General features: G+C 65.0%; 17 protein-coding genes. 11 read left to right on the top strand and 6 right to left on the bottom strand.

Features of this window, described 5'->3' with window-relative positions:
• The first annotated feature begins 23 nt into the window (after positions 1-23).
• Complete coding sequence (locus QRQ56_RS07765; RefSeq protein WP_438738884.1) at positions 24-3,848, top strand: YhdP family protein; 3,825 nt, start codon at positions 24-26, stop codon at positions 3,846-3,848.
• 148 nt (positions 3,849-3,996) lie between these two features.
• Here the strand turns inward: QRQ56_RS07765 and QRQ56_RS07760 are convergent, their stop codons facing one another.
• The 4 genes from QRQ56_RS07760 to tyrS all read right to left on the bottom strand — a co-directional run bounded on the left by QRQ56_RS07760 (position 3,997) and on the right by tyrS (position 9,276).
• A complete protein-coding gene (locus QRQ56_RS07760) occupies positions 3,997-5,688 on the bottom strand; it encodes a methyl-accepting chemotaxis protein (protein ID WP_438738883.1) in 1,692 nt (563 codons plus the stop codon).
• Between the two features lie 384 nt (positions 5,689-6,072).
• Positions 6,073-6,477, bottom strand: coding sequence for a DoxX family protein (locus QRQ56_RS07755; RefSeq protein ID WP_438738881.1), 405 nt, complete (start codon positions 6,475-6,477; stop codon positions 6,073-6,075).
• Between the two features lie 219 nt (positions 6,478-6,696).
• A complete protein-coding gene (locus QRQ56_RS07750; protein WP_438738879.1) occupies positions 6,697-7,965 on the bottom strand; it encodes an MFS transporter in 1,269 nt (422 codons plus the stop codon).
• 57 nt (positions 7,966-8,022) lie between these two features.
• On the bottom strand, positions 8,023-9,276 hold the full coding sequence (gene tyrS, locus QRQ56_RS07745) for a tyrosine--tRNA ligase (protein WP_438738878.1): 1,254 nt from the start codon (positions 9,274-9,276) through the stop codon (positions 8,023-8,025).
• A gap of 165 nt (positions 9,277-9,441) precedes the next feature.
• Here tyrS and QRQ56_RS07740 point away from each other — a divergent pair, with 165 nt between their 5' ends.
• The 3 genes from QRQ56_RS07740 (at position 9,442) to QRQ56_RS07730 (ending at position 12,460) form a co-directional block, all read left to right on the top strand.
• Positions 9,442-10,545, top strand: coding sequence for an anhydro-N-acetylmuramic acid kinase (locus QRQ56_RS07740; protein ID WP_438738877.1), 1,104 nt, complete (start codon positions 9,442-9,444; stop codon positions 10,543-10,545).
• A 903-nt stretch (positions 10,546-11,448) separates the two neighbouring features.
• Positions 11,449-12,126 (top strand): glutathione S-transferase family protein, encoded by a 678-nt coding sequence (locus QRQ56_RS07735; protein ID WP_438738875.1) that lies wholly within the window; start codon positions 11,449-11,451, stop codon positions 12,124-12,126.
• Between the two features lie 10 nt (positions 12,127-12,136).
• Positions 12,137-12,460, top strand: coding sequence for a DMT family transporter (locus tag QRQ56_RS07730; protein WP_438738874.1), 324 nt, complete (start codon positions 12,137-12,139; stop codon positions 12,458-12,460).
• Positions 12,461-12,575: 115 nt separating this feature from the next.
• On the opposite strand, the gene QRQ56_RS07725 is transcribed toward QRQ56_RS07730, so the two are convergent.
• Together QRQ56_RS07725 and QRQ56_RS07720 are read right to left on the bottom strand one after the other, a co-directional pair.
• Entirely contained in the window at positions 12,576-13,223 is a 648-nt protein-coding gene (locus QRQ56_RS07725; protein WP_014495555.1) for an alpha/beta hydrolase, read from the bottom strand.
• Positions 13,224-13,560: 337 nt separating this feature from the next.
• Positions 13,561-14,418: a LytTR family DNA-binding domain-containing protein gene (locus QRQ56_RS07720; RefSeq protein WP_438738872.1), complete on the bottom strand. Its 858-nt coding sequence runs from the start codon at positions 14,416-14,418 to the stop codon at positions 13,561-13,563.
• A 210-nt stretch (positions 14,419-14,628) separates the two neighbouring features.
• Between QRQ56_RS07720 and QRQ56_RS07715 the strand changes: the two genes are divergently transcribed.
• The 7 genes from QRQ56_RS07715 to QRQ56_RS07685 all read left to right on the top strand — a co-directional run bounded on the left by QRQ56_RS07715 (position 14,629) and on the right by QRQ56_RS07685 (position 22,367).
• On the top strand, positions 14,629-15,822 hold the full coding sequence (locus QRQ56_RS07715; protein WP_438738870.1) for an acyltransferase family protein: 1,194 nt from the start codon (positions 14,629-14,631) through the stop codon (positions 15,820-15,822).
• Between the two features lie 51 nt (positions 15,823-15,873).
• Positions 15,874-17,013 carry a cysteine desulfurase family protein gene (locus QRQ56_RS07710; RefSeq protein ID WP_438738868.1) on the top strand — a complete coding sequence of 380 codons (1,140 nt, stop codon included), beginning with the start codon at positions 15,874-15,876 and terminating at the stop codon, positions 17,011-17,013.
• Between the two features lie 113 nt (positions 17,014-17,126).
• On the top strand, positions 17,127-18,623 hold the full coding sequence (sufB, locus tag QRQ56_RS07705; RefSeq protein WP_438738866.1) for a Fe-S cluster assembly protein SufB: 1,497 nt from the start codon (positions 17,127-17,129) through the stop codon (positions 18,621-18,623).
• 62 nt (positions 18,624-18,685) lie between these two features.
• The gene (sufC, locus tag QRQ56_RS07700; RefSeq protein WP_438738864.1) at positions 18,686-19,438 is read left to right on the top strand and encodes a Fe-S cluster assembly ATPase SufC; all 753 of its coding nucleotides are present in this window, start codon (positions 18,686-18,688) and stop codon (positions 19,436-19,438) included.
• Between the two features lie 12 nt (positions 19,439-19,450).
• Positions 19,451-20,755, top strand: coding sequence for a Fe-S cluster assembly protein SufD (gene sufD / locus QRQ56_RS07695; RefSeq protein ID WP_438738862.1), 1,305 nt, complete (start codon positions 19,451-19,453; stop codon positions 20,753-20,755).
• Entirely contained in the window at positions 20,752-21,999 is a 1,248-nt protein-coding gene (locus QRQ56_RS07690; protein WP_438738861.1) for a cysteine desulfurase, read from the top strand. Before sufD ends, QRQ56_RS07690 begins: the two co-directional genes overlap by 4 nt.
• On the top strand, positions 21,996-22,367 hold the full coding sequence (locus tag QRQ56_RS07685) for an SUF system Fe-S cluster assembly protein (protein ID WP_018323035.1): 372 nt from the start codon (positions 21,996-21,998) through the stop codon (positions 22,365-22,367). Before QRQ56_RS07690 ends, QRQ56_RS07685 begins: the two co-directional genes overlap by 4 nt.
• Positions 22,368-22,387: the final 20 nt, after the last annotated feature.

The following is a 22,387-nucleotide window of genomic DNA, read 5'->3' as shown; positions in this document are numbered from 1 at the left end:
CGAACAGCAGGAATATTCGAGGTATGGCGGCAGTGCCGGCGCAGGGAGCTTCGCTTCCCGCGGACGGCTGCGGTCCCGGCGGCGCTCAATCCAACGACGGGCGCCTGTATCGAGAGGCAATGGCAAGGAACAAGTCGCCCCAGGATTACAATCGGGACTACGATCGGCACGGCGGTCAGCAACAGCCGCAGGAATGGGACGACGCCGATTGGGATCCCGATCAGGAGGCGGCCGCGGGGCATCGCGCGCGCCGGCTGTTGTCGCGTTCCAATTCGGGCTTTCATCGCTTCGGTGACGTGTTTGGCGGGCTGCGCCGCTGGCTGGTCGCCGATCGCTGGCTGAAGCGTGTCGTCCTCGTCGTCGGGACGCTTGCCGTCGTTTTCGTCGGCTGCTTCGGCGCGCTGTGGTGGCGGCTCGGCGCCGGCCCCATCAACCTCGACATCGCAACGCCATGGCTGGCGGCCGCGATCGAGGACAATATCGGTCACGGCAACTCGGTCGAGATCGGGGGCACCCAGATCGAGCGCGCCGGCCGCGTCCGCATCGCCGTCCGTATCCGTGACATCATCGTGCGCGACCGCGATCATGCCATCGTCGCCAGCGCGCCGAAGGCCGAGGTGAAGCTGTCGGGCGCGGGCCTCCTGATGGGGCACCTGCGCGCCGAGAGCCTCAATCTCGTCGATGCCGAACTTGCGATCCGCATCGCGCCCGACGGCACCGTCACCGTTTCCGCCGGCGATACTGCAAAGCCGCTGGCAACCGGCGTCGCCTCGAAGAAGGAAGCGGGCCTTCCGCCGACCTTCCCGCGCAACGGCGTGCCGCCGCCGCCATTCGCCACGGCGCCCGCCGGCCAGGATCCGTCCCAGGCCGCCTCCCAGGGCGCGCCTCAAGCGACCGCCCAGAGCGGCATCCTGCAGGGGCTCGACTGGCTCGACAGCCTGAGCATGACCGGCCTCGACGGCCAGAACCTCAACGAGATCGGTCTGAAGAACGGCAACCTGATCGTCGACGATCAGCAGCGCGGCAGCAAATGGTCGTTTGAGAACATCACCCTCAGCCTGCGCAGGCCGAGCCGCGGTGGCGTCACGTTGAGTCTTGGCGAGGAGGGCGCGCGTCCCTGGATGCTGCGGGCCACGATCGGGCCGGCCGAGAACGGCGTGCGCGCGGTCGATATCAAGGCCGACAAAGTCTCGACCTCCAACATCCTGCTGGCGCTCCGCGTCAAGGACCTCACCTACACCGCCGACCTGCCGCTCACCGGCGAGCTCAAGGGCGAGCTCGGCCGCGACGGCGTGCCGACCTTCTTCCGCGGCAAGATCGCCGTCGGCGCCGGCCAGATCATCGACACCGACACGCCCGATTACCCGATGGCGATCGACCAGGCCGAGATCAACATCGAGTGGGACGCCAATCGGCGGGTGCTGGTCGCGCCGTTCAAGGTCCTGTCGGGTGCCAACCGCCTGACGCTCCTGGCCCATGTCGAGCCGCCGAACGGTACCGTCAACGACTGGCAGCTCGGCTTCAGCGGCGGTTCGATCCTGCTCGGCGGCATCGACAACGAGCCGCCGCTCGTCTTCAACCGCATCGCGGTCGGCTTCCGCTTCGACACCGACCACAAGCGCTTCCTGCTGACGCAGGCCGACATCAGCAACGGTGAGATCGGCGTCGCCGGCACGGGCGCCATCGACTATTCGGGCGAGCCGCGGCTGACGCTGGGCTTTGCGGGAACGCCGATGTCGGCCTCCGCCTTGAAGCGCATGTGGCCGACGTTGGTCGTGCCCGAGCTGCGCGAATGGGTGATCGAGCGCATCGAGCGCGGCACGCTCCAGCGCATCGAGATCGGCGTCAATTCGCCGACGAAGAATCTTCCGCGCAAGGGACCGCCCATTCCCGACGACGGCCTGTCGGTCAATATCGTGGCGAGCGGCGTCGCGGTTCGTCCCGTGGACGGCATGCCTGTCGTGCACGATGCGGATTTGAAGGCGCGTGTGACCGGCCGCACCGCGACCGTGACGATCGGCCAGGGCATTGCCGATACGCCGGCCGGCCGCAAGGTCACGATCTCCGATTTCGTCTTCGAGGTGCCGGACATGGCGCCGAAGCCCTCGCCCTCGCGGACCAGATTCCGCGTCGAGGGTCCCGTGCCCGCGGCGGCTGAAATGCTGTCCAATGATCGCCTGAGCGATCTGTCGTCGACCGTGATTGATCCCAACACCAGCAAGGGGACGTTCACGGCGAACATTCAGCTCGGCCTGCCGGTGAAGGGCGAGCTGACCAAGGCCGACACGACCTACACGGTCGCCGCCGATCTCAACGGCTTTGCCGCCGACAAGCTGGTGATGAACCAGAAGCTGGAAGCCAACAATCTCAAGATCGTCGCGAGCAACCAGGGCTATCAGGTCAAGGGCGACGTCAAGATCAACGGGCAGGCGGCCTCGCTCGACTATCGCAAGCCGGCCGAAGGCGATGCGGACGTCAGGCTGCAGGCGACGCTGGACGATGCCGGCCGCGCGCGCCTCGGATTTGATCTCAGCCCCGCGGTCAGCGGATCGCTACCGATCAAGCTGTCGGGCAAGATCGCCGGCGGTCCCGACCAGACCACCAAGCTTGGCGTCGAGGCCGACCTGACCTCGGTCAAGCTCGACAACATCCTGCCGGGCTGGGTCAAGCTGCCGGGCAAGTCGGGCAAGGCGAGCTTCAAGGTCGTGCCGACCGCGCAATCGACGCGCCTCGAGGACATCGTCATCGAAGGTGGCGGCGCCTCCATCAAGGGCTCGATCGAGGTCGATTCGAGCGGCGACCTCATGAACGCGAACTTCCCGGTCTACTCGCCGTCTGACGGCGACAAGGCGTCGCTGAAGGTGGAGCGCAGCCAGGACGGCGTCGTCAAGGGCACCATGCGCGGCGACGTGTTCGACGGCCGCGGCTTCCTGAAATCTGCGATCTCGGGCAATTCCAAGGACGACAAAAACAACAAGATGAAAAACGTCGACTTCGACATCGACGTGAAGCTCGGCGCCGTCGCCGGCTTCAATGGCGAGGCGATGCGCAGCGTCGATGCCAAGATGTCGAAGCGCAACGGCGCCATCAAGGCGTTCACCCTGAGCGGCAAGGTCGGCAAGGACACGCCGGTGGCGGCGGACCTGCGCGGCGGGCGTGCGCAGGGCAACCGCGAGGTGATCTACCTCCAGACCAACGATGCCGGCGCGCTGCTGCGCTTCACCGACACCTACACCAAGGCGGTCGGTGGCCAGATGGTGGTGGCGATGGAGCCGCCGACGTCCGAGCCGAACAGTGCTCGCGAGGGCCTCATCAACGTGCGTGACTTCACGGTGAAGGGCGAGGCCCAGCTCGAACGCGTCGCCGCCGGCGCGCCCAACGGCACCGGGAACGGCGTTTCCTTCAGCGCGCTCCGCGCCGAGTTCATCCGTCAGAACGGCGCGCTCACGATCCGCGACGGCGTGGTCAAGGGCCCGATGATCGGCGCCACCATCGAGGGGTCGATCGACTATCCCGGCAACCAGGTGTGCATGAGCGGCACCTTCGTGCCGATGTACGGACTGAACAACATGTTCGGACAGATCCCGGTCCTCGGGTTGTTCCTCGGCGCCGGCGACAAAGAGGGACTGATCGGCGTGACCTACGAGGTCGTGGGCACGCCGGCCGCGCCCGTGATGCGCGTCAATCCGGTCTCGGCCATGGTGCCGGGTGTGTTCCGCAAGATCTTCGAGTTCAACACCGGCAAGCAGAACACGCCGTTCGAGGAATTCCCCTCGCAGTCGAACGACGGCTCGACCGGCTCGACCCGCCAGCTCTCGAGCGGCTGCAGCGTCGCGCGGCGGCAATAGCAAGGCTCTTTGCCCACGGACATTCTCACGGTCGTCATGCCCGGGCTCGTCCCGGGCATCCACGTTCTTGCTGTCGCGATGGCCTAAAACGTAGATGGCCGGGACGAGCCCGGCCATGACGCAAGTGGAGATGTCTGCGCCCGAAGGCCTAGGCCGCGCGCACGCCCGCCAGGAACGTTCCGACTTCGCCGGAGAGCTGCTCGGCCTGCTTGGAGAGGCTTGAAGCTGCGGCGAGCACCATTCCGGCGGCATTGCCGGTCTCGTTCGCAGCGGTCGAGACCCCGTCGATATTGGTGGTGACTTGCTTGGTCGCATCCGCGGTCTGCGAGACGCTGCGGGCGATCTCGGCGGTGGCGGCGCCTTGCTCCTCGATGGCAGCTCCGATCGAGGTGGCGATGCGGCTGACCTCCTCGATGGTGGCGGTGATGCCGCCGATGGCGTCCACGGCCTCCTTGGTCGCGCCCTGGATCTGGGCGATCTTGTCGCCGATCTCGCGGGTGGCTTCCGCGGTCTGGCTCGCCAGCGACTTCACTTCGGAGGCGACGACGGCAAAGCCGCGGCCGGCTTCGCCGGCACGGGCAGCCTCGATGGTGGCGTTGAGCGCGAGCAAATTGGTCTGCGCCGCGATGCTGGAGATCAACTCGGCGACGTGCTCGATCTGCTGGGCGCCATCCGAGAGCGCGCGCACGATGGTGTCGGTGCGGCGCGCGCTGTCGACCGCGCGTCCCGTGACTTCGGCGGACTGGGCGACCTGACGGCTGATCTCGGTAATGGAGGAGGAGAGTTCTTCGGCGGCCGCTGCGACAGTCTGGACGCGCTGACTGGCTTCGGTCGCAGCCGAGCCGACTACGGCGGCGCGGCGATTGGTGCCTTCGGCCGTCGAGGACATGGACTTGGCGGTATGCTCGAGCTCGCCGGAGCCCGAGGCCATCAGGCCGACGAGCTGGCCGACCGAGGCATCGAAGCGATCGGCGAGCGCGATCAGCGCGTCGCGCTTCTCCTGCTCGGTGCGGGTCTTGGTGGCGGCCTGTTCGGCCTCCAGCGCACGCGCGGTCAAAGCCGTCTGCCTGAGCACTTCGAGGGTCTCGGCCATGCGGCCGATCTCGTCGCCGCGTTCGGTTTCCTCGACCGGCTTGTCGATCGCGCCTTCGGAGATCTCCTGCATGCGGGTCTTCTGGCGATCGAGCGCGCTGAGCACGTCGCGGGCGATCAGCCAGGACAGCGTCGCCATCAGCAGCATCAGGCCGAGGCCGATGGCCGCGAGCTCCAGCGTCAGGGCGCGCACGTCGGCATCGATGTCGTCGACATAGAGACCGTAGCTGATGGTCGCATTCCAGGGCGCGAATTTGCGCGCGAACACGGTCTTGCGGACCGGCTCGGTCTGGCCGGGACGGGGGTAGAGATAGGAGGTCACGCCGCCCTGCGTCGCTTCGCCGGCCTTGAGAATGGCGTCGGCGATCAGGACGCCGTTGGAGTCCTTCGCGCCGGTGACCTTGCCTTCGAGCTGCTGGTTGGCCCCGTTCACCAGGATCGAGGTGTCGGCGTTGTAGACGACGGGGTAGCCCTGGTTGCCGTTGAAGTTCATGCGGCGGCCGCGCTGGTGGAACTGGGCCTTGGCATCGGCCAGCGTCAGCTTGCCGGCGGTCACTTCGTCCTGAAGCGATTGCGCGTAGTTGTAGAGCAGCTCGACGGCGGTCCGCATCTGCTGGACGCGGTCCTCCATCATGCGGCTCTTGCTGAGGACGGACGACACGCCGATGATGGCCGTGACTGTGAGGGCCGAAAGACAGACCATGCTGGCAAGCTTGGTTCGGATCTTGAGGTGGCTCAGCAGCTTCATCTCGGCCTCGACGAAAGGGTTGTTATTGCTCGCGTCGGTAGCATGAAGTTCTTACTAATCATGAATGGACGCGTGCGACGTGCTGCCGCGCGCGTGGCGCCCGCAACCGCGTGCGCAAACATGCAGGCCGAATGCGCCCGGTCCGCACGTGGCGCGGCAGGTTGCGGAGGACGGGGGATGTCGAGATTGGGTGGGAATCGAGCCCGGCGGAGGCGGCAGTGAACCGATTCGTTCACCGCATCATCATGTCCGCGCTGCTGGTCGCGGCCCTCGTTCTGATCTGGAACGTGCTCGGGGCGCGCTGAGACGGCACCGGCGGATCCGCCGGTGCCGTGCTGCTTTGCTGGTCAAACAGGGGCGCGTCGGCGCCGTGCGAACGTGCCGCTATTCCTTGCCCATCGCCGCATCGGCGCTGACCGAGCCGCCGCCGGCGGCGGACAGATAGAGGCAGGAAAAGCAGAACAGGATCGCCGCCGTGCCGCCATTGAGCAGCGGCAGGAACACCGGCGTCTCGCCCTTGAACATGTGGCCCATGAAGTAGGCGAAGGCCATTTCACCGGCGAGGATGAAGGCGGTGAGGCGGGTGAACAGGCCGATCATCAGCAGCGCGCCGAGCACGAGCTCGAGCGTGCCTGCGGCGTAGATCAACGGCGGGATGTTCGCGAAATAGGGAAGCACCGGAAACTTGAACAGCTTGGCGACGCCATACTGGAACAGCAAGAGGCCGGTGATGAAGCGAAACAGGCTCAAGAGAACCGGTTGAAAGCGAGTGAGATAGGGAAAGTTCATTGGTTTGTGCCCTCCATCCAATGCGCGACTAGGATCGTATTCAGCTCTGCCTCGCAAGCCAATCCGGATCAATTCCGCGCTGACATTTTCGTCATGTCGGACAAAACACCGCAGTTCGTCCGTTCATGCTGCTTGCTTCGGATTTTTTCCGTACGGTCCCCCGCATGTCGTCCGTAATTCCCCGGTGACATCGAGGGATGCAGGTTACGTCGGGGAGACTTACTCCCGCAAGGCGGGGACGATCAGGAATGGAATCATTCCGAGGATCACGCTCGCAAGTGCGAAAACCAGCAGCAGATTGTAGCCGTGCGTGACGTCGTGAATCAGGCCTCCGCTCCATGAGCCGAAGGCGGAGCCCAATCCGCTGCCGATCGAGATGGTGCCGAAGATGGTGCCGACGCGCTTGCCGCGGAAGATCTTCATCGCGGTCGCCGTGATCAGCGGGCCGCGCGAGCCCATCATGCTGCCGAAGCAGACGACGAAGCCGGTGAGCAGGATAATGTTCGGATAATACTGAAGCAGCCAGAGCAGGGCGATGCCGATAATCGAGATCGCGTAGCTGAGCAGCACCGATGGCCGCCGTCCGATCAGCCCATCGAGTGCGGAGACGCCGATCATGCCGAACACGAGGACGACGCCTGAAAATCCCCAGGCGGTCGCCGCCTGCAGCGGCGGGAAGCCGGCATCGATCAGATAGGCCACGATCTGGGCGGCGATCGCATACATGCCGACGGCGGTGAAGAAAAACGTCGAAAACAGCGCCCAAAAGGCGTGGTGGCGCATCGCGCTGGCAAGCGTCCAGCCATTGTCGATGAAGTCGGGATCGGTCCTCTTGGTCATATGGGGCGAGCCGGCCGCGAACATGCGCCATGGCAGCAGCATCAGCGGCACCAGCAGGCCCAGCGCGGCGAAGCCGTACAGCTGATAGGTGTCACGCCAGCCGAGATGGTCGATCAGCAGCTGCGAGGCGGGCAGCAGCACCAGCACGCCGCCGCCCATCGCCGAATACACCACGGCCATCGCGGTCGGCAGCTTGGGGCCGAACCAGCGACCGAGCAGGATCGTGTTCGGCACGTTGCCGATAAAGGCGACGCCGATGCCGACGCAGAGCCCGATCGAGATCTGGAATTGCCAGAGCGATTGCGCGTGCGCCGCGATCAGAAAGGCCGAGCCGAGCAGGAACAGCCCAAGCGCGTAGACGATGCGCGGTCCGGAATGATCGAACAGGCGCCCGACCAGCGGTGCGGTCAGCCCGCTGACCAGCCAGGTCAGTGAGTAGATCGACACGACCTGTGCACGGTCCCAGCCGAAGCTCTCGGAGATCGGCTTGAGGAAGACGGTGAAACTATCGCTCAGGCCGCGGCCGAGCACCGCCAGTGTAAAGCAAAGCCCGAGCACCACGAGCGCGGTGCGCACAGCGCCTTGCTGCGAACGCGCGTGTTCCCTGGTCGTTTCCCTGGTCGTTTCCCTGGGCGTGTTCTGATCCATTGCCCGTCAGGGAGCGCGCATCGGCGCGCCCTGACAAGCAGCGAAAAGCTCATACGCCTATGCAGGCTTGATCAGGATGTGCTTCTTCTTGCCGAAGGACAGCTTGATCACGCCTTCCGGTGTCAGATTGGCCGCCGACAGCGCCATCTTCTCGTCCGTGACCGGCTCGTCGTTGACGCGCAGGCCGCCGCCCTTGATCTGCCGCCGGGCTTCGCCGTTGGAGGCGACGAGGCCCGCCTTGACGAAGGCGTTGAGCACGCCGAGGCCCGCGTCCAGCTCACCGCGCGGAATTTCCACGGTCGGCAGGCTCTCGGCGAGGGCGCCTTCCTCGAAGGTGCGGCGGGCGGTCTCCGCCGCTTCGTTCGCGGCGTCGCGGCCGTGCAGCAGCGCGGTCGCTTCGGTGGCGAGCACCTTCTTGGCCTCGTTGATCTCCGAGCCGCCGAGCGCCTCGAGCTTCCTGATCTCGGCCATCGGCAGCGTCGTGAACAGCTTGAGGAATTTGCCGACGTCGGCATCCTCGGTGTTGCGCCAGTACTGCCAGAAATCATACGGCGAGAACGCGTCGGCGTTGAGCCACACCGCGCCTTGCGCGGTCTTGCCCATCTTGGCGCCCGAGGCCGTGGTCAACAGCGGCGTCGTCAGCGCGAACAGCTGGTGCGTGCCCATGCGACGGCCGAGATCGACGCCCATGATGATGTTGCCCCACTGGTCCGAGCCGCCCATCTGCAATTTGCAACCGGTGCGCTTGGCGAGCTCGACGAAGTCGTAGGCCTGGCAGACCATGTAGTTGAACTCGATGAAGCTCATCTCCTGCTCGCGCTCGAGGCGCAGCCGCACGGAGTCCATGGTCAGCATGCGGTTGACCGAGAAATGCCGGCCGACGTCGCGCAGCATCTCGATCCAGTTCAGCTTGGTCAGCCACTCCGCATTGTCGAGCATGATGGCGTCGCTCTTGCCATCGCCGTAGTTCAGCACCTTGGCGAACACGCCGCGGATCGAGGCCTTGTTGGCTTCGATCTCGGCGACGGTGCGCATCGCGCGCGTCTCGTCCTTGCCGGAGGGGTCGCCCACCATGGTGGTGCCGCCGCCCATCAGCGTGATCGGCTTGTTGCCGGACTGCTGCAGCCAGTGCAGCAGCATCATGGTCAGGTAATTGCCGATATGCAGCGAGCGGGCGGTGCAATCGTAGCCGACATAGGCGGTCGCCTCGCCCTTGGCGGCGAGGGCGTCCAGCCCCTCGAAATCGGAGCATTGGTGGATGAAGCCACGTTCCTGCAGGGTATTGAGGAAATCCGATTTAAATGCAGTCATCTGTCGGCATGCCCAGAAATTCTTGGTTTACTGTTTTGGGAGCAATTTAAGGGTCTTCCATGGGAACCCGATTGCTGCCCGCCACTTGGCGCTGTGGCATTATAAGATGTGTCCCTCTGGCACAAGATCGGCATGCCGGAGGGGGTGTTTTGAGGACGCTGATCCATGATGTTGACGGCACTCGGTTTGATGAGCGGCACCTCGCTGGACGGGGTGGATGTTGCGCTGATCGAAACCGATGGAAAGCAGGTGAAGGCGTTCGGGCCGTCCGGCTACCGGGCCTATAGCCCGGCCGAGCGCAATCTGCTGCGCCAGGCGCTCGCCGAGGCCGTGAACCTGCCGCAGCGTGACGCCCGGCCGGGCATCCTGGCCGAGGCCGAGCGCGCGGTGACCCAGGCCCACGCCGAGGCGGTGGCCGCCTTCGTCGCCCAGAACCGGATGCGGCCGGAGGACATCGACATCGTCGGCTTCCACGGCCAGACCGTGCTGCACCGGCCCGAGCGGCGCCTGACGGTGCAGATCGGCGATGCACCGGCATTGGCCAAGGCGATCCATATTCCCGTGATGCACGATTTCCGCGCCGCCGATGTCGAGGCCGGCGGGCAGGGCGCCCCGTTCGTACCCGTCTACCACCGCGCGCTCGCCAATTCGCTGGACCGCGAGGGGCCGATCGTTGTGGTCAATATCGGCGGCGTCTCCAACATCACCTATATCGACGGCAACGACACGCTGATCGCCTGCGATACCGGCCCCGGCAACGCGCTGCTCGACGATTTCATGTACCGCACCATGAACCAGGCGTTCGATGCGGAAGGAAAGTTCGCAGCCCTCGGCAAGGTAGACGAGGCCTGGGTCGCGCGTGCGCTGGAGCTGCCGTTCTTCGCCTTGCCTCCGCCCAAATCGCTCGACCGCAACGATTTTGCGGCCTTGAGGCTCGGCGATGTTGCGCCGGCCGATGGCGCGGCCACGCTCACCGCCTTCACCGCGGCGGCCATCGCCCGCATCATCCCGCTGCTGCCGCGGCGGCCACGGAGCTGGATCGTCTGCGGCGGCGGCGCCCGCAACCTCACCATGCTGAGGATGCTGCGCGAACGGGTGGGCTCGGCCACCGTCGAGGCCGCCGGAACGCTTGGCTGGGCCTCCGACGCCATCGAGGCCCAGGCCTTCGGTTTCCTCGCCGCCCGCGGCCTGAAGGGGCTGCCGCTGTCCTATCCGGCCACCACGGGCGTGCCGATGCCGATGACGGGCGGAGTGATCGCCCGGCCCTGAGGGGCGGGGCCCCGCTGTTTCAACGTCATTGCGAGCGCAGCGAAGCAATCCAGAATCGTTCCGCGGTGGCAGTCCTGGATTGCTTCGCTGCGCTCGCAATGACGGAGTTTGCAGCACTGGATTGCTCCTTCAATAGGGACCGTCATCGCAGACACACCTTCGCGATCTCGCGGCGCATTTGGCCCGAGCTTTGCTGCCGTCTTGCGCCCCATGATGACCAGAGGGCGCAGGGAAGGCCGGGCGCCGGCGGCACCCGCAGGTCCGTGAGCGTAAAGAACGCACACGGGGTGGACCACAGGTGTGCCGGTCGCCCGGCCTTCCCTGCGCGGATGGTTTTAACGGTGTCCTTCGTGCTCTCCTCGGGGAGCGTTGCACTATTGCCCCCGTCGCCTTGCGGCTGATCGATGTGCGCACCGGTTGGCCGCCGCATCACCGCAAACCTTGACGCCAGAACCGCGGGCGTCGGGACCACACGACTTCTCCGTCCGCGGACGTCCCCGCCAGATCATCGGGGGCTGACGCGTGCTCGCCCCCGATGTCCAACGTGGCCGCTGTGACCGCGCCGTGTCGTATGCACGTTGCGTGAGACTCACGGTTGCCCGCCCTGTCGCCACACATCCGCGCCGGCGCTACCGCGTCCACCGCACCCCGGCCCGCATCTCGTGACGATCGCGAAGCGCCCCTCTGGCAGGGCCGGGATGACGGGTTTATGCCATAAATCCGAAATTCGGGAAAGTGGAATATTTTTAGCGCGAGGAGTTGACGGGTTTGGGGTGTTTTGCCCGACGGGCGAGGTGGTCGCGCGCCCCTGGCTGTCATTAATGCAGGTGCATCGATCTTGACGAGTGTATGCAAATGCATCTATGTTGGATGCAGTTGCATCTAACTGCCGGGATCGCCGCCATGACCGCCTCACTCAAACTCATCAGCCACAAGCTTTGCCCCTACGTGCAGCGCGCCGTGATCGCGCTCAAGGAGAAGGGCGTGCCGTTCGAGCGGGTCGACATCGACCTCGCGAACAAGCCGGACTGGTTTCTGAAGCTGTCGCCGCTCGGCAAGGTGCCTGTGCTGGTGGTGACGACGGAGCAGGGTGAAGTGGCGCTGTTCGAGAGCAACGTGATCTGCGAATACATCGAGGAGACGCAAGGCGGCATCAGGCTTCATCCGGCCGACGCGCTGCATTGCGCTGCGCATCGCGCCTGGATGGAGTTCGGCTCGGCGATCCTCGGCGATCTCTGGGGCCTGGAGACGACGACGGATGCGGCGACGTTCGAGAGCAAGCGGCAGGCGCTCGTTGCAAAATTCGCGCGCGTTGAAGCGGCGCTCGGCGCAGGGCCCTATTTCGCAGGCGAGGCGTTCAGTCTCGTCGACGCGGTGTTCGCGCCGGTGTTCCGCTATTTCGACCTGTTCGACGAACTGACCGAGCACGGCATCTTCAGGGATGTGCCGAAGGTCCGCGCCTGGCGCACTGAGCTGGCCAAGCGCCCGAGCGTCCGCACGGCCGTGAGTGAAGACTATCCGCAATTGCTGCGCGCCTTCCTCGTGCGTCACGACGCGCATCTGCTCAAGCTCGCGGCGTGAGCACGCAGCGATGTCGCAATCCCTGGCGTGGTTGATGCTGGTGATCGCCGGCGCGCTCGATGTCGGCTGGGCAATCTCGATGAAATATGCCGAAGGTTATACGCGTCTGGGCTGGAGCATCGTGTCGGTGGTGCTGCTCGCGGCCTTCGTCGTCCTGCTCGGGCGCGCCCTGAAAGTGCTGGAGGTCGGCGTCGCCTATTCGGTGTGGACCGGCATCGGGGCTGCCGGCACCTTCGTGATGGGCGTCGTGCTGTTCGGCGAGAGCTTGAGCGCGATGAAGCTTGCGGGCATCGCGCTGGTCTTGATGGGGATCGTGGCGTTGAAGCTCGCGTGAGCTGCGAGCTCAGTCCCGTAGCCCGGATGGAGCGAAGCGCAATCCGGGACGGTGTTTCTGCAGCGATAGGTGTCCCGGATTTCGCTTCGCTCCATCCGGGCTACAAGGCCAAGCCTCAGCGAACGTTCGCCAGCCGCATGTCGAGATAGGCCGTGATGGTCTCCATCAGCGGCTCGAGCTTGGCGTCGAAGAAGTGGTTGGCGCCGGGGATGACCTGCTGGTCGATCACGATGCCCTTCTGCGTCTTCAGCTTCTCGACCAGCGTGTTGACGTCCTTGGGCGGCACCACCGCGTCCTTCTCGCCGTGCACGATCAGGCCCGAGGACGGGCAGGGCGCCAGGAACGAGAAGTCGTAGAGATTGGCCGGCGGTGCGATCGAGATGAAGCCTTCGACCTCGGGGCGGCGCATCAACAGCTGCATGCCGATCCAGGCGCCGAAGGAGAAGCCGGCGACCCAGCAGGCGCGCGCTTCGGGATTGATGGTCTGCGCCCAGTCGAGGGCTGCCGCCGCATCCGACAATTCGCCGGTGCCGTGGTCGAACGAGCCCTGGCTGCGGCCGACGCCGCGGAAATTGAAGCGCAGGACCGAGAAGCCGCGATGCGCGAAGGCGTAGTAGCACTGGTACACGATCTGATGGTTCATCGTGCCGTGAAACTGCGGATGCGGATGCAGGATCATCGCGATCGGCGCGTTCTTCTGCTTGGCCGGGTGGTAGCGACCTTCGAGGCGGCCGGCAGGGCCAGTGAAAATGACTTCAGGCATGGAAGATCTCTGATTGAGTCCCTTGGAGGTGATCCCTGCGCATCGTCCGATTGTGGCTCTGCCAGCGTTGCCGCCGACGGGAGCACGGATGAAGGATGGAGAGGCGCGCCCTCGGATGATGCGCGAGTGGCGCGCAGGTGAACTGACGCGCGCTTCTAACACGAGGCACGGGTCAAAAAGCAAGCTTCTTCGACATCTCTCAATCGGCTCAAGAGCTTAGCCCGTCATCGCGGCGTCATGGCCGATCATGCCCCGGGGACGGGGGTGCGGCGCGGATCAGCCGGGCGATGATGGAAGCGCACCGCCATGCCGGAGGGAGCCCATCAACCGATTGGAATCACGGCTGTTTATCGATCATCGGTTGATCGGCAGCGGCGATTCCCGCCGCCTCGATCCGACCTCCGAGCGAGGCGACCGCCGGCCGGTAGCGTCGGCTGCCCCCGAGCTTCTGCCCGTTGTCGAAGGCGAGCTCGAAATCTCCTGATGGATTGAGGTCCACGCCGCAGACCCGGTCGAGATTGGCAAGCTTGGTCCTGTGAACACGAACGATGGAGAAGCGCGCCAGCTCGCTTTCCGCCGCCGCCAGCGTGCCCCGGATCAGGTGCCTTGTGCCGTCGGCGAGGCTGTATTCGATGTAGTTGCCGGCGGACGCGACCCAGAGGATATCGCGCGGCACCACGCGAATGCGGCTCGTTCCATCGCGCAGCCAGATCACGTCGGGCGACGACGGCTGTTGCGGGGCCGGTGGCGCGAAGGGAGCGGCTGCGGCGGTCTTCAGCTCCCGCCGGCTTTCGAATAGCCAGATCGTGCCGGCGATCAAGAGGACAGCCACAGCGTCCTTGCGGAATTCGTACAGCACCGTCGCGAGCGAGAAACGGAAATCATAGGCGCCGCCGGCGAGCCAGAGCGCGAGCTTCCGCACCCAGACCATGCCGGTGATGTGGAGTGCCGAGAAGCCGAGCAGGGCGATCGCCCCGATGGCCGCGCGGGAGGCGAAGCCCGATGTCCGGCGCATGCGTCGGACCGCCAGCACCAGGAGCGGCAGCAGCAGCAGGATGATTGCGATGCTCGACATCTCCCAGAACAGCCGCCGGCCGATGTCGTAGCTGTCGCCGCGCCAGGCGGCGTCCTGGGCGCCCGAAAACGCGTTGACGATTCCGGTTGCGAGCGCGACCGCCGCGATCGCAGCGAACATCGTCCGGTCGCCGCCGCTGGTCCCGAAAGGCCCGCGACTCGTCCCAGCCGCCGGCGGCTCATCCCCTCGCGTCCGATTCTGATCCCAAACCGGCTCGACGCGCGCCGTCGGCGGCGCATTTTCGGTGTCAGCCATTTTCAGTGTCAGACATTTTCAGTGTCAGCCATGGCCCGGAAACCGCGTTCGTCGTCCGTCAAGGAGCAGAAAACCATGACAACACCACAGCAATTCCAAAACTCGGACAGGCGCATCGATCTGGACTGGGTGCGGATTTTAGCCTTCGGGCTCTTGATCTTCTACCACGTCGGCATGCTCTACGTGTCCTGGGGATTTCACATCAAGAGCGTGCACCGGCTGACCTGGCTGGAACCCGTGATGCTGTTCCTCAACCCCTGGCGGCTGTCGCTGCTGTTCCTGGTGTCCGGGGTCGCCACCCGCTTCATGCTCGACAAATCGACTTTGGCCTCGCTCGCCCGCGCGCGGTCGGCGCGGCTCTTGATTCCGCTCATCTTCGGCATGCTCGTGATCGTGCCGCCGCAGTCCTATCTCCAGATCGTCGAAAGCCTCGGCTACCCCGCGGGCTTCCTGGACTTCTACGCGAGGCACTACTTCGCTTTCGGGGCGCAGTTCTGTCCGAACCCCTGCATCGTGCTCCCGACCTGGAACCATCTCTGGTTCGTGGTCTATCTCTGGGTGTACACGATGGCCCTGATCGGCGTGCTCGCGCTTTGGCCCGCCGGCGCCGACTGGCTTGGCCGGAAGCTGGCCGCTGTGCTTGCCGGGCCATGGCTGCTGGTCGCGCCGTGCCTGCTGTACGTGGCCTGGCGCCTGGTGCTGTTCCCGGCTTTCCCGTCGACGCATGCGCTGTTCGGCGACTGGTACAACCACGCCGACCACGCCACCGCCTTCCTGCTCGGTTTCCTGCTGGCGAAGCAGGAGGAGGTCTGGCGCGAGGTCGAGCGCCGGCGCTGGGCGGCGCTGGTGGCCGCAGGTGCCTGCTTCTCCGCGTTCATCCTGGTTCGCGCCGGACTGTTTGCGCCATCGCCTGTGCTGAAGTGGAGCGCCGCCTCGGCCTACGGCTGCTACCAATGGCTCGCGATCGTCGCGGTGCTGGGCTTTGCGCGGCGCCATCTCACAGCCGACAGCGCGGTACGGCGTTATCTGACCGATGCGATCTTCCCGTATTACATCGTGCATCAGACCGCGATCATCGTGATCGCGCATCAACTGCACGGCAGCGGCCTTCCCGCCGGGATCGAGGCCTCCATCGTGATCATCGGGACCGCACTCACATGCGTGGTGACCTATGAAGTCGTCAGGCGGATCGCCTGGCTGCGGCCGCTGTTCGGATTGCGCGCGATGCCGCGGACAGTTCACAGGATCGAGCAGCACCAGCCGGCCTGATGCGCGCCGCAGTCCGATTGGCGGGATGGCAAAAGGTGCTAAGAGGGCGACATGCCGACCCGGGTCTATCTCGACTGGAACGCGACCACGCCGCTGCGCCCCGAGACGCGGGCGGCGATGGTTGCCGCCTATGATCTGGTCGGCAATCCGTCGTCGGTCCATGCCGAGGGGCGGGAGGCGCGACGGCTGGTCGAAGAGGCGCGGGCCGCGCTCGCCGTGGCGGTGGGAGCCCTGCCGCGGAACGTGATCTTCACGTCGGTCGGAACCGAGGCCAATGCGCTGGCCCTGTCACCGGGTCTGCGAGGGCCATCCAGCGGCCCCGTGGAGCGGCTCCTGGTCTCGGCGGTCGAGCACCCCTCGGTGCTGGCCGGCGGGCGATTCCAGCAGGCCACGATCGGCCTCATCCCGGTCACGCGCTCCGGCGTGATCGATCTGGAAGTCCTAAAGGCTTGCCTTGCCGATGGTCCGCCGGCGCTGGTTTCGGTCATGGCCGCCAACAACGAGACGGGCGCGCTTCAGCCGGTCGCGGAGGCGGCGCGGATCGTCCACGAGGCCGGCGGCCTCCTGCACGTCGATGCGATCCAGGCGCTGGGCAAGATTCCATTCGACATCAAGGCCATAGGCGCTGACCTTGCGACCTTTTCTGCGCACAAGATTGGCGGCCCCAAGGGCATCGGTGCACTTGTCGTGGCCGACGGGATCGCAGGACTTGAGCCGGTGCTGCTGGGCGGGGGCCAGGAGCTGAATCGCCGCGCCGGAACCGAGAACGTGGCAGGAATCGCCGGCTTCGGTGCGGCGGTGAAGATGGCGCTTCAGGCTCTGCCGAAAGATGCGGAGCGTGTGGCAACCCTCAGAGATCGCTTGGAAAATGGCATCCGAAGCGTTCCGGGCGCAACGATCTTCTCAGATGCCGTCGAGCGGTTGCCGAATACCGTCCTGTTCACGGCGCCCGGTCTCAAGGCCGAGACCGCGGTCATTGGGTTTGATCTCGAAGGCGTCGCCGTGTCCTCGGGTTCCGCCTGTTCCTCGGGCAAGGTCCAGCCGTCCCACGTTCTGTCGGCCATGGGCTTCGACCCCGCGGTGGCCCAGGGAGCGGTGCGCCTCAGTCTGGGCTGGTCCACGGAACCGGATGACATCAACAGGGCGTTAGAGGCTTGGCGAAAGCTCGGTAATAGCCTACTTAAGACCTAAGCGATGAAACACGGCTTGAACGGTTCTAAGCCCGTGCTTTCCGCACAGAAACATCGTAATACTCGTCGAAGTTTGATCCACCGCGGTCCTTGAAACCGCGAGCGGAGGATGGAATGCCAGCCGTACAAGAGACGGTCGAGCGCGTGAAGCGCATCGACGTCGACCAGTATCGTTATGGGTTTGAGACCCTGATCGACACCGAAAAGGCCCCCAAGGGTCTGTCGGAAGAGATCGTAAAATTCATCTCGCAGAAGAAGAACGAACCCGACTGGATGCTCCAGTGGCGGCTCGAGGCCTATCGGCGCTGGCTGACCATGCAGGAGCCGACCTGGGCGCGCGTCGACTATCCCAAGATCGACTTCCAGGACCTCTATTACTACGCGGCGCCGAAGCCGAAGAAGACGGTCACCTCGCTCGACGAGATCGATCCGGAGATCCTGAAGACCTACGAGAAGCTCGGCATTCCCCTGCGGGAAGTCGCCATGCTCGAAGGCGTCGAGCCGAAGCCCGGCGAGGAAGATCCTGCGCGCCGCAAGATCGCGGTCGATGCAGTGTTCGATTCGGTCTCGGTTGCGACCACCTTCAAGGCGGAGCTGAAGAAGGCCGGCGTGATCTTCATGCCGATCTCGGAGGCGATCCGCGAGCATCCCGAACTCGTCCAGAAATACCTGGGTTCGGTGGTCCCGACCTCCGACAATTTCTACGCGACGCTGAACTCGGCGGTGTTCTCCGACGGCTCGTTCGTCTACGTGCCGCCGGGCGTGCGCTGCCCGATGGAGTTGTCGACCTATTTCCGCATCAACGAGCGCAACACCGGCCAGTTCGAGCGCACGCTGATCATCGCGGACAAGGGCTCCTACGTCTCCTATCTCGAAGGCTGCACCGCGCCGCAGCGCGACGAGAACCAGCTGCACGCCGCCGTGGTCGAGCTCGTCGCGCATGACGATGCCGAGATCAAATATTCGACGGTGCAGAACTGGTACCCCGGCAACTCGGAAGGCAAGGGCGGCATCTACAATTTCGTCACCAAGCGTGGTGACTGCCGCGGCAACAACTCCAAGATCTCCTGGACCCAGGTCGAAACGGGATCTGCGATCACCTGGAAATATCCGAGCTGCATCCTGCGCGGTGATAATTCGCGTGGCGAGTTCTACTCGATCGCGATCTCGAACGGCTATCAGCAGGTCGACTCGGGCACCAAGATGATCCACCTCGGCAAGAACACGTCGAGCCGGATCATCTCCAAGGGCATCGCGGCCGGCAAGTCGCAGAACACTTATCGTGGTCTTGTCACGGCGCATCGGAAAGCGACCGGCGCGCGCAACTTCACCGCCTGCGACTCGCTGCTGATCGGCGACAAATGCGGCGCGCACACCGTGCCGTATATCGAGGCGAAGAACTCGTCTGCGACCTTCGAGCACGAAGCGACGACCTCGAAGATCTCCGAGGACGTGCTGTTCTACTGCATCCAGCGCGGCCTCTCCCAGGAAGAGGCGGTCGGCCTCGTCGTCAACGGCTTCGTCAAGGACGTGCTGCAGCAACTGCCGATGGAATTCGCGGTGGAAGCGCAGAAGCTGATCTCGATCTCGCTTGAAGGGTCGGTCGGCTAATTGCCGACCCTCGCGGTGCGCATCTCGCGCTCCAACATCAATTGAATAAACTGGATACCAAGATGGCTTTGCTTGAAGTGAAAGACCTCAAGGTTCGTGTCGAGGAGCGTGAGATCCTCCACGGGCTGACGCTGACCGTGAACGAAGGCGAGATCCACGCGATCATGGGGCCGAACGGCTCCGGCAAGTCGACGCTCTCGCACGTCATCGCCGGCAAGCCCGGCTACGAGGTCACCGACGGCCAGATCCTGTTCAGGGGCGAGGACCTGCTGGAGATGTCGCCCGATATGCGCGCCGCCAAGGGCGTGTTCCTGGCGTTCCAGTATCCGGTCGAGATTCCCGGCGTCGCCACCATGAACTTCCTGCGCACCGCCCTGAACGCCCAGCGCAAGGCGCGTGGCGAGAGCGAGTTTTCGACGCCAGACTTTTTGAAGAAGGTCCGCGAGGTCTCGAAGTCGCTGAACATCCCGCAGGACATGCTCAAGCGCGGCGTCAATGTCGGCTTCTCCGGCGGCGAGAAGAAGCGCAACGAGGTGCTGCAGATGGCGCTGTTCGAGCCGAGCCTGTGCATCCTCGACGAGATGGATTCCGGCCTCGACATCGACGCGCTGCGCATTGCGGCCGACGGCGTCAACGCGCTGCATTCGCCGAAGCGCGCGATGGTCGTCATCACCCACTATCAGCGGCTGCTGAACTACATCGTGCCCGACATCGTGCACGTGATGTCGAAGGGCCGTGTCGTGAAGAGCGGCGGCAAGGAACTGGCGCTGGAGCTGGAAGCATCCGGCTACGCCCAGTTCGAGGACGCCGCGTAAGGATTGTTTGCAATGAACGTTGCTGTGGCAAAGACCGGAAAGGGCCGCGCGGTGAGCGATCTCTTCACCAGCGCCGAGGGCCGGCTGCCGGGTTCGCCTTCCGTGATCGCCGTGCGCCGCGAGGCGTTCGAGACCTATGAGCGTCTCGGCCTGCCGCACCGCCGGATCGAGGAATGGAAATACACTGACCTGCGCGCGCTGGTCGGCGAGGTGCTGCCGCTGGCGGCCGCGCCGGACGCCGCCGCGCTCAAGCGCGCCGCAGAAGCGGTGAAGGCGCACGCGATCCCCGGCGCCCGCAAGCTGGTGCTGGTCGATGGCGTGTTCGCGGCCGATCTGTCTGACGTGAAGTCGGTTGCTGCTGAAGCTGGCTTCAGGACTTTGCGGGAGACTTTGGACAAGGACGCGGGTCTGCTGACGACCGCAACTACCGATGCCGTGATCGCACTGAACGCAGCGATGGCGACCGACGGTGTCGTGCTGTCGATTGCCGACGGCGCAAAACTGTCCGCCCCGATCCAGATCATTCACGTCGCGACATCAGCGTCGGCCTCCGCGTTCTCCCGTTCGCAGGTCGCGATCGGGAAGGGCGTTCACGCCACCATCGTCGAGACCTTCGTCGCAGCTGGCGCCAAGGCCTACCAGGTCAACGACGCCGTGATCATCACGGTGGCCGATGAATCCGACGTCGCTCATATCCGGCTGATGGACGATGCGCCCGACGCGGCGAACATCTCGTCGCATTTCGTCACCATCGGCGCCAACGTGAAGTACAATTTCTTCAACATGACCACCGGCGCTGCCGTGAGCCGTCTGCAGGGCTTCATCACGCTGGCGGGCGAGGGCAGCGAGCTCTCCGCCAACGGCGTCAATTTGTTGCAGAAGACCGAGCATGGCGACACCACCCTGGTGGTCGACCACGCCGTGCCGAACTGCGTCAGCCGTGAAGTCTTCCGCGCCGTGATCGACGATCGTGGGCACTCGGTATTCCAGGGCCGCATCATCGTCCGTCCCGACGCGCAGAAGACGGACGGCAAGATGATGATCCGGGCGCTGCTGCTCTCGGACGAAGCCGAGGCCGACAACAAGCCGGAGCTCGAGATCTTCGCCGACGACGTCTCCTGCGGCCACGGCGCCACCGCCGGCGCGCTCGACGACAGCCTGCTGTTCTATCTGAAGGCCCGCGGCCTGCCGGAGAAGCAGGCCCAGGCGCTGCTGATCCAGGCCTTCGTCGGCGAGGCAATCGAGCAGATCGCTGATGATACCCTGCGCGAGCACGTGATCGGCATTGCCGAGCGCTGGCTGGAGCGTCGCCAATGAGCACGCATCCCGCGGTCAAGAACGGCACCTACGACGTCGCGCGCGTGCGCCAGGATTTTCCGGCGCTCGGCATGCAGGTCTATGGCAAGCCGCTGGTCTATCTCGACAACGCCGCATCCGCGCAGAAGCCGAGTGCCGTGCTCGACCGCATGACGCAGGCTTATCAATCCGAATACGCCAACGTGCATCGCGGCCTGCACTACCTCGCCAATGCGGCGACGGAAGCTTATGAGGGCGGCCGTACCAGGGTGGCGCAGTTCATCAACGCGCCCCGGACGGAAGAAGTGATCTTCACCCGCAACGCGACCGAGGCGATCAATCTGGTCGCGTCGTCCTGGGGTGGGCCGAACATCGGGGAAGGCGACGAGATCGTCATCTCGATCATGGAGCACCATTCCAACATCGTGCCCTGGCACTTCCTGAGGGAGCGCCAGGGTGCCGTGATCAAATGGGCGCCGGTCGACGACGAGGGCAATTTCCTGATCGAGGAGTTCGAAAAACTCCTGACCTCGAAGACCAAGCTGGTCGCGATCACCCAGATGTCGAACGCGCTCGGCACCATCGTGCCGGTCAAGGACGTCGTGAAGATCGCCCATGCGCGCGGCATTCCCGTGCTGGTCGACGGCAGCCAGGGCGCGGTGCATCTGCCGATCGACGTCCAGGACATCGGCTGCGACTTCTACGTCTTCACCGGCCACAAGGTTTACGGGCCGACCGGCATCGGCGTGCTCTGGGCCAAATACGACCACCTCGTCGCGATGCGTCCCTTCAATGGCGGCGGCGAGATGATCCGCGAGGTTTCGCGCGAAATCGTCACCTATGGCGATCCCCCGCACAAGTTCGAGGCGGGCACGCCGGCGATCGTCGAGGCCGTCGGGCTGGGCGCAGCCATCGACTACGTCAATTCGATCGGCAAGGAGCGCATCGCCGCCCACGAGGCCGATCTCACCAATTATGCCCAGGAGAAGCTGCGCGAGATCAACTCGCTGCGGCTGATCGGCACGGCGCGCGGCAAGGGCCCGGTGATCTCATTCGAGCTCAAGGGCGCGCACGCTCACGACATTGCCACCGTCATCGACCGCCAGGGCATCGCGGTGCGCGCCGGAACCCATTGCGTGATGCCGCTTTTAGAGCGGTTCAACGTCACGGCCACCTGCCGGGCCTCGTTCGGCATGTATAATACGCGGGAAGAAGTCGATCATCTGGCACAGGCGCTTTTGAAGGCGCGGGATTTGTTCGCATGAGTGACACGGCCGAAATCAAAGCTAGTCCGATGGAGACCCATTCGGCGTTGCCGCCGGAGGAGACCGAACGTCTGACCACCGAGATCATCGCCGGGCTCAAGACCGTGTTCGACCCGGAAATTCCGGCCGACATTTACGAGCTCGGCCTGATCTACAAGGTCGAGATCAAGGACGACCGCTCGGTCGACGTCCAGATGACGCTGACGACGCCGAACTGTCCGGCCGCCGGCGAGCTGCCGACCATGGTCGAGAACGCGGTTGCCAGCGTGCCCGGCGTCGGCGTGGTCGACGTCAAGGTCGTCTGGGAGCCGCCGTGGTCGCCCGAGCGCATGAGCGACGAGGCGCGCCTCGTCCTCAACATGTGGTGACGCGTAACCTCGATATTGAA

Source organism: Bradyrhizobium sp. U531, assembly GCF_051710265.1.
Lineage (GTDB): Bacteria > Pseudomonadota > Alphaproteobacteria > Rhizobiales > Xanthobacteraceae > Bradyrhizobium.
This window is presented reverse-complemented; position numbering and strand designations above follow the sequence as displayed.

Excerpts from the sequence above, each read along its gene's own strand:
- QRQ56_RS07765 (WP_438738884.1), top strand. The coding sequence starts at position 24 with ATGGCGGCAGTGCCGGCGCAGGGAGCTTCGCTTCCCGCGGACGGCTGC.
- QRQ56_RS07760 (WP_438738883.1), bottom strand. The coding sequence starts at position 5,688 with ATGAAGCTGCTGAGCCACCTCAAGATCCGAACCAAGCTTGCCAGCATG.
- QRQ56_RS07755 (WP_438738881.1), bottom strand. The coding sequence starts at position 6,477 with ATGAACTTTCCCTATCTCACTCGCTTTCAACCGGTTCTCTTGAGCCTG.
- QRQ56_RS07750 (WP_438738879.1), bottom strand. The coding sequence starts at position 7,965 with ATGGATCAGAACACGCCCAGGGAAACGACCAGGGAAACGACCAGGGAA.
- tyrS (WP_438738878.1), bottom strand. The coding sequence starts at position 9,276 with ATGACTGCATTTAAATCGGATTTCCTCAATACCCTGCAGGAACGTGGC.
- QRQ56_RS07740 (WP_438738877.1), top strand. The coding sequence starts at position 9,442 with ATGATGTTGACGGCACTCGGTTTGATGAGCGGCACCTCGCTGGACGGG.
- QRQ56_RS07735 (WP_438738875.1), top strand. The coding sequence starts at position 11,449 with ATGACCGCCTCACTCAAACTCATCAGCCACAAGCTTTGCCCCTACGTG.
- QRQ56_RS07730 (WP_438738874.1), top strand. The coding sequence starts at position 12,137 with ATGTCGCAATCCCTGGCGTGGTTGATGCTGGTGATCGCCGGCGCGCTC.
- QRQ56_RS07725 (WP_014495555.1), bottom strand. The coding sequence starts at position 13,223 with ATGCCTGAAGTCATTTTCACTGGCCCTGCCGGCCGCCTCGAAGGTCGC.
- QRQ56_RS07720 (WP_438738872.1), bottom strand. The coding sequence starts at position 14,418 with ATGTTCGCTGCGATCGCGGCGGTCGCGCTCGCAACCGGAATCGTCAAC.
- QRQ56_RS07715 (WP_438738870.1), top strand. The coding sequence starts at position 14,629 with ATGACAACACCACAGCAATTCCAAAACTCGGACAGGCGCATCGATCTG.
- QRQ56_RS07710 (WP_438738868.1), top strand. The coding sequence starts at position 15,874 with ATGCCGACCCGGGTCTATCTCGACTGGAACGCGACCACGCCGCTGCGC.
- sufB (WP_438738866.1), top strand. The coding sequence starts at position 17,127 with ATGCCAGCCGTACAAGAGACGGTCGAGCGCGTGAAGCGCATCGACGTC.
- sufC (WP_438738864.1), top strand. The coding sequence starts at position 18,686 with ATGGCTTTGCTTGAAGTGAAAGACCTCAAGGTTCGTGTCGAGGAGCGT.
- sufD (WP_438738862.1), top strand. The coding sequence starts at position 19,451 with ATGAACGTTGCTGTGGCAAAGACCGGAAAGGGCCGCGCGGTGAGCGAT.
- QRQ56_RS07690 (WP_438738861.1), top strand. The coding sequence starts at position 20,752 with ATGAGCACGCATCCCGCGGTCAAGAACGGCACCTACGACGTCGCGCGC.
- QRQ56_RS07685 (WP_018323035.1), top strand. The coding sequence starts at position 21,996 with ATGAGTGACACGGCCGAAATCAAAGCTAGTCCGATGGAGACCCATTCG.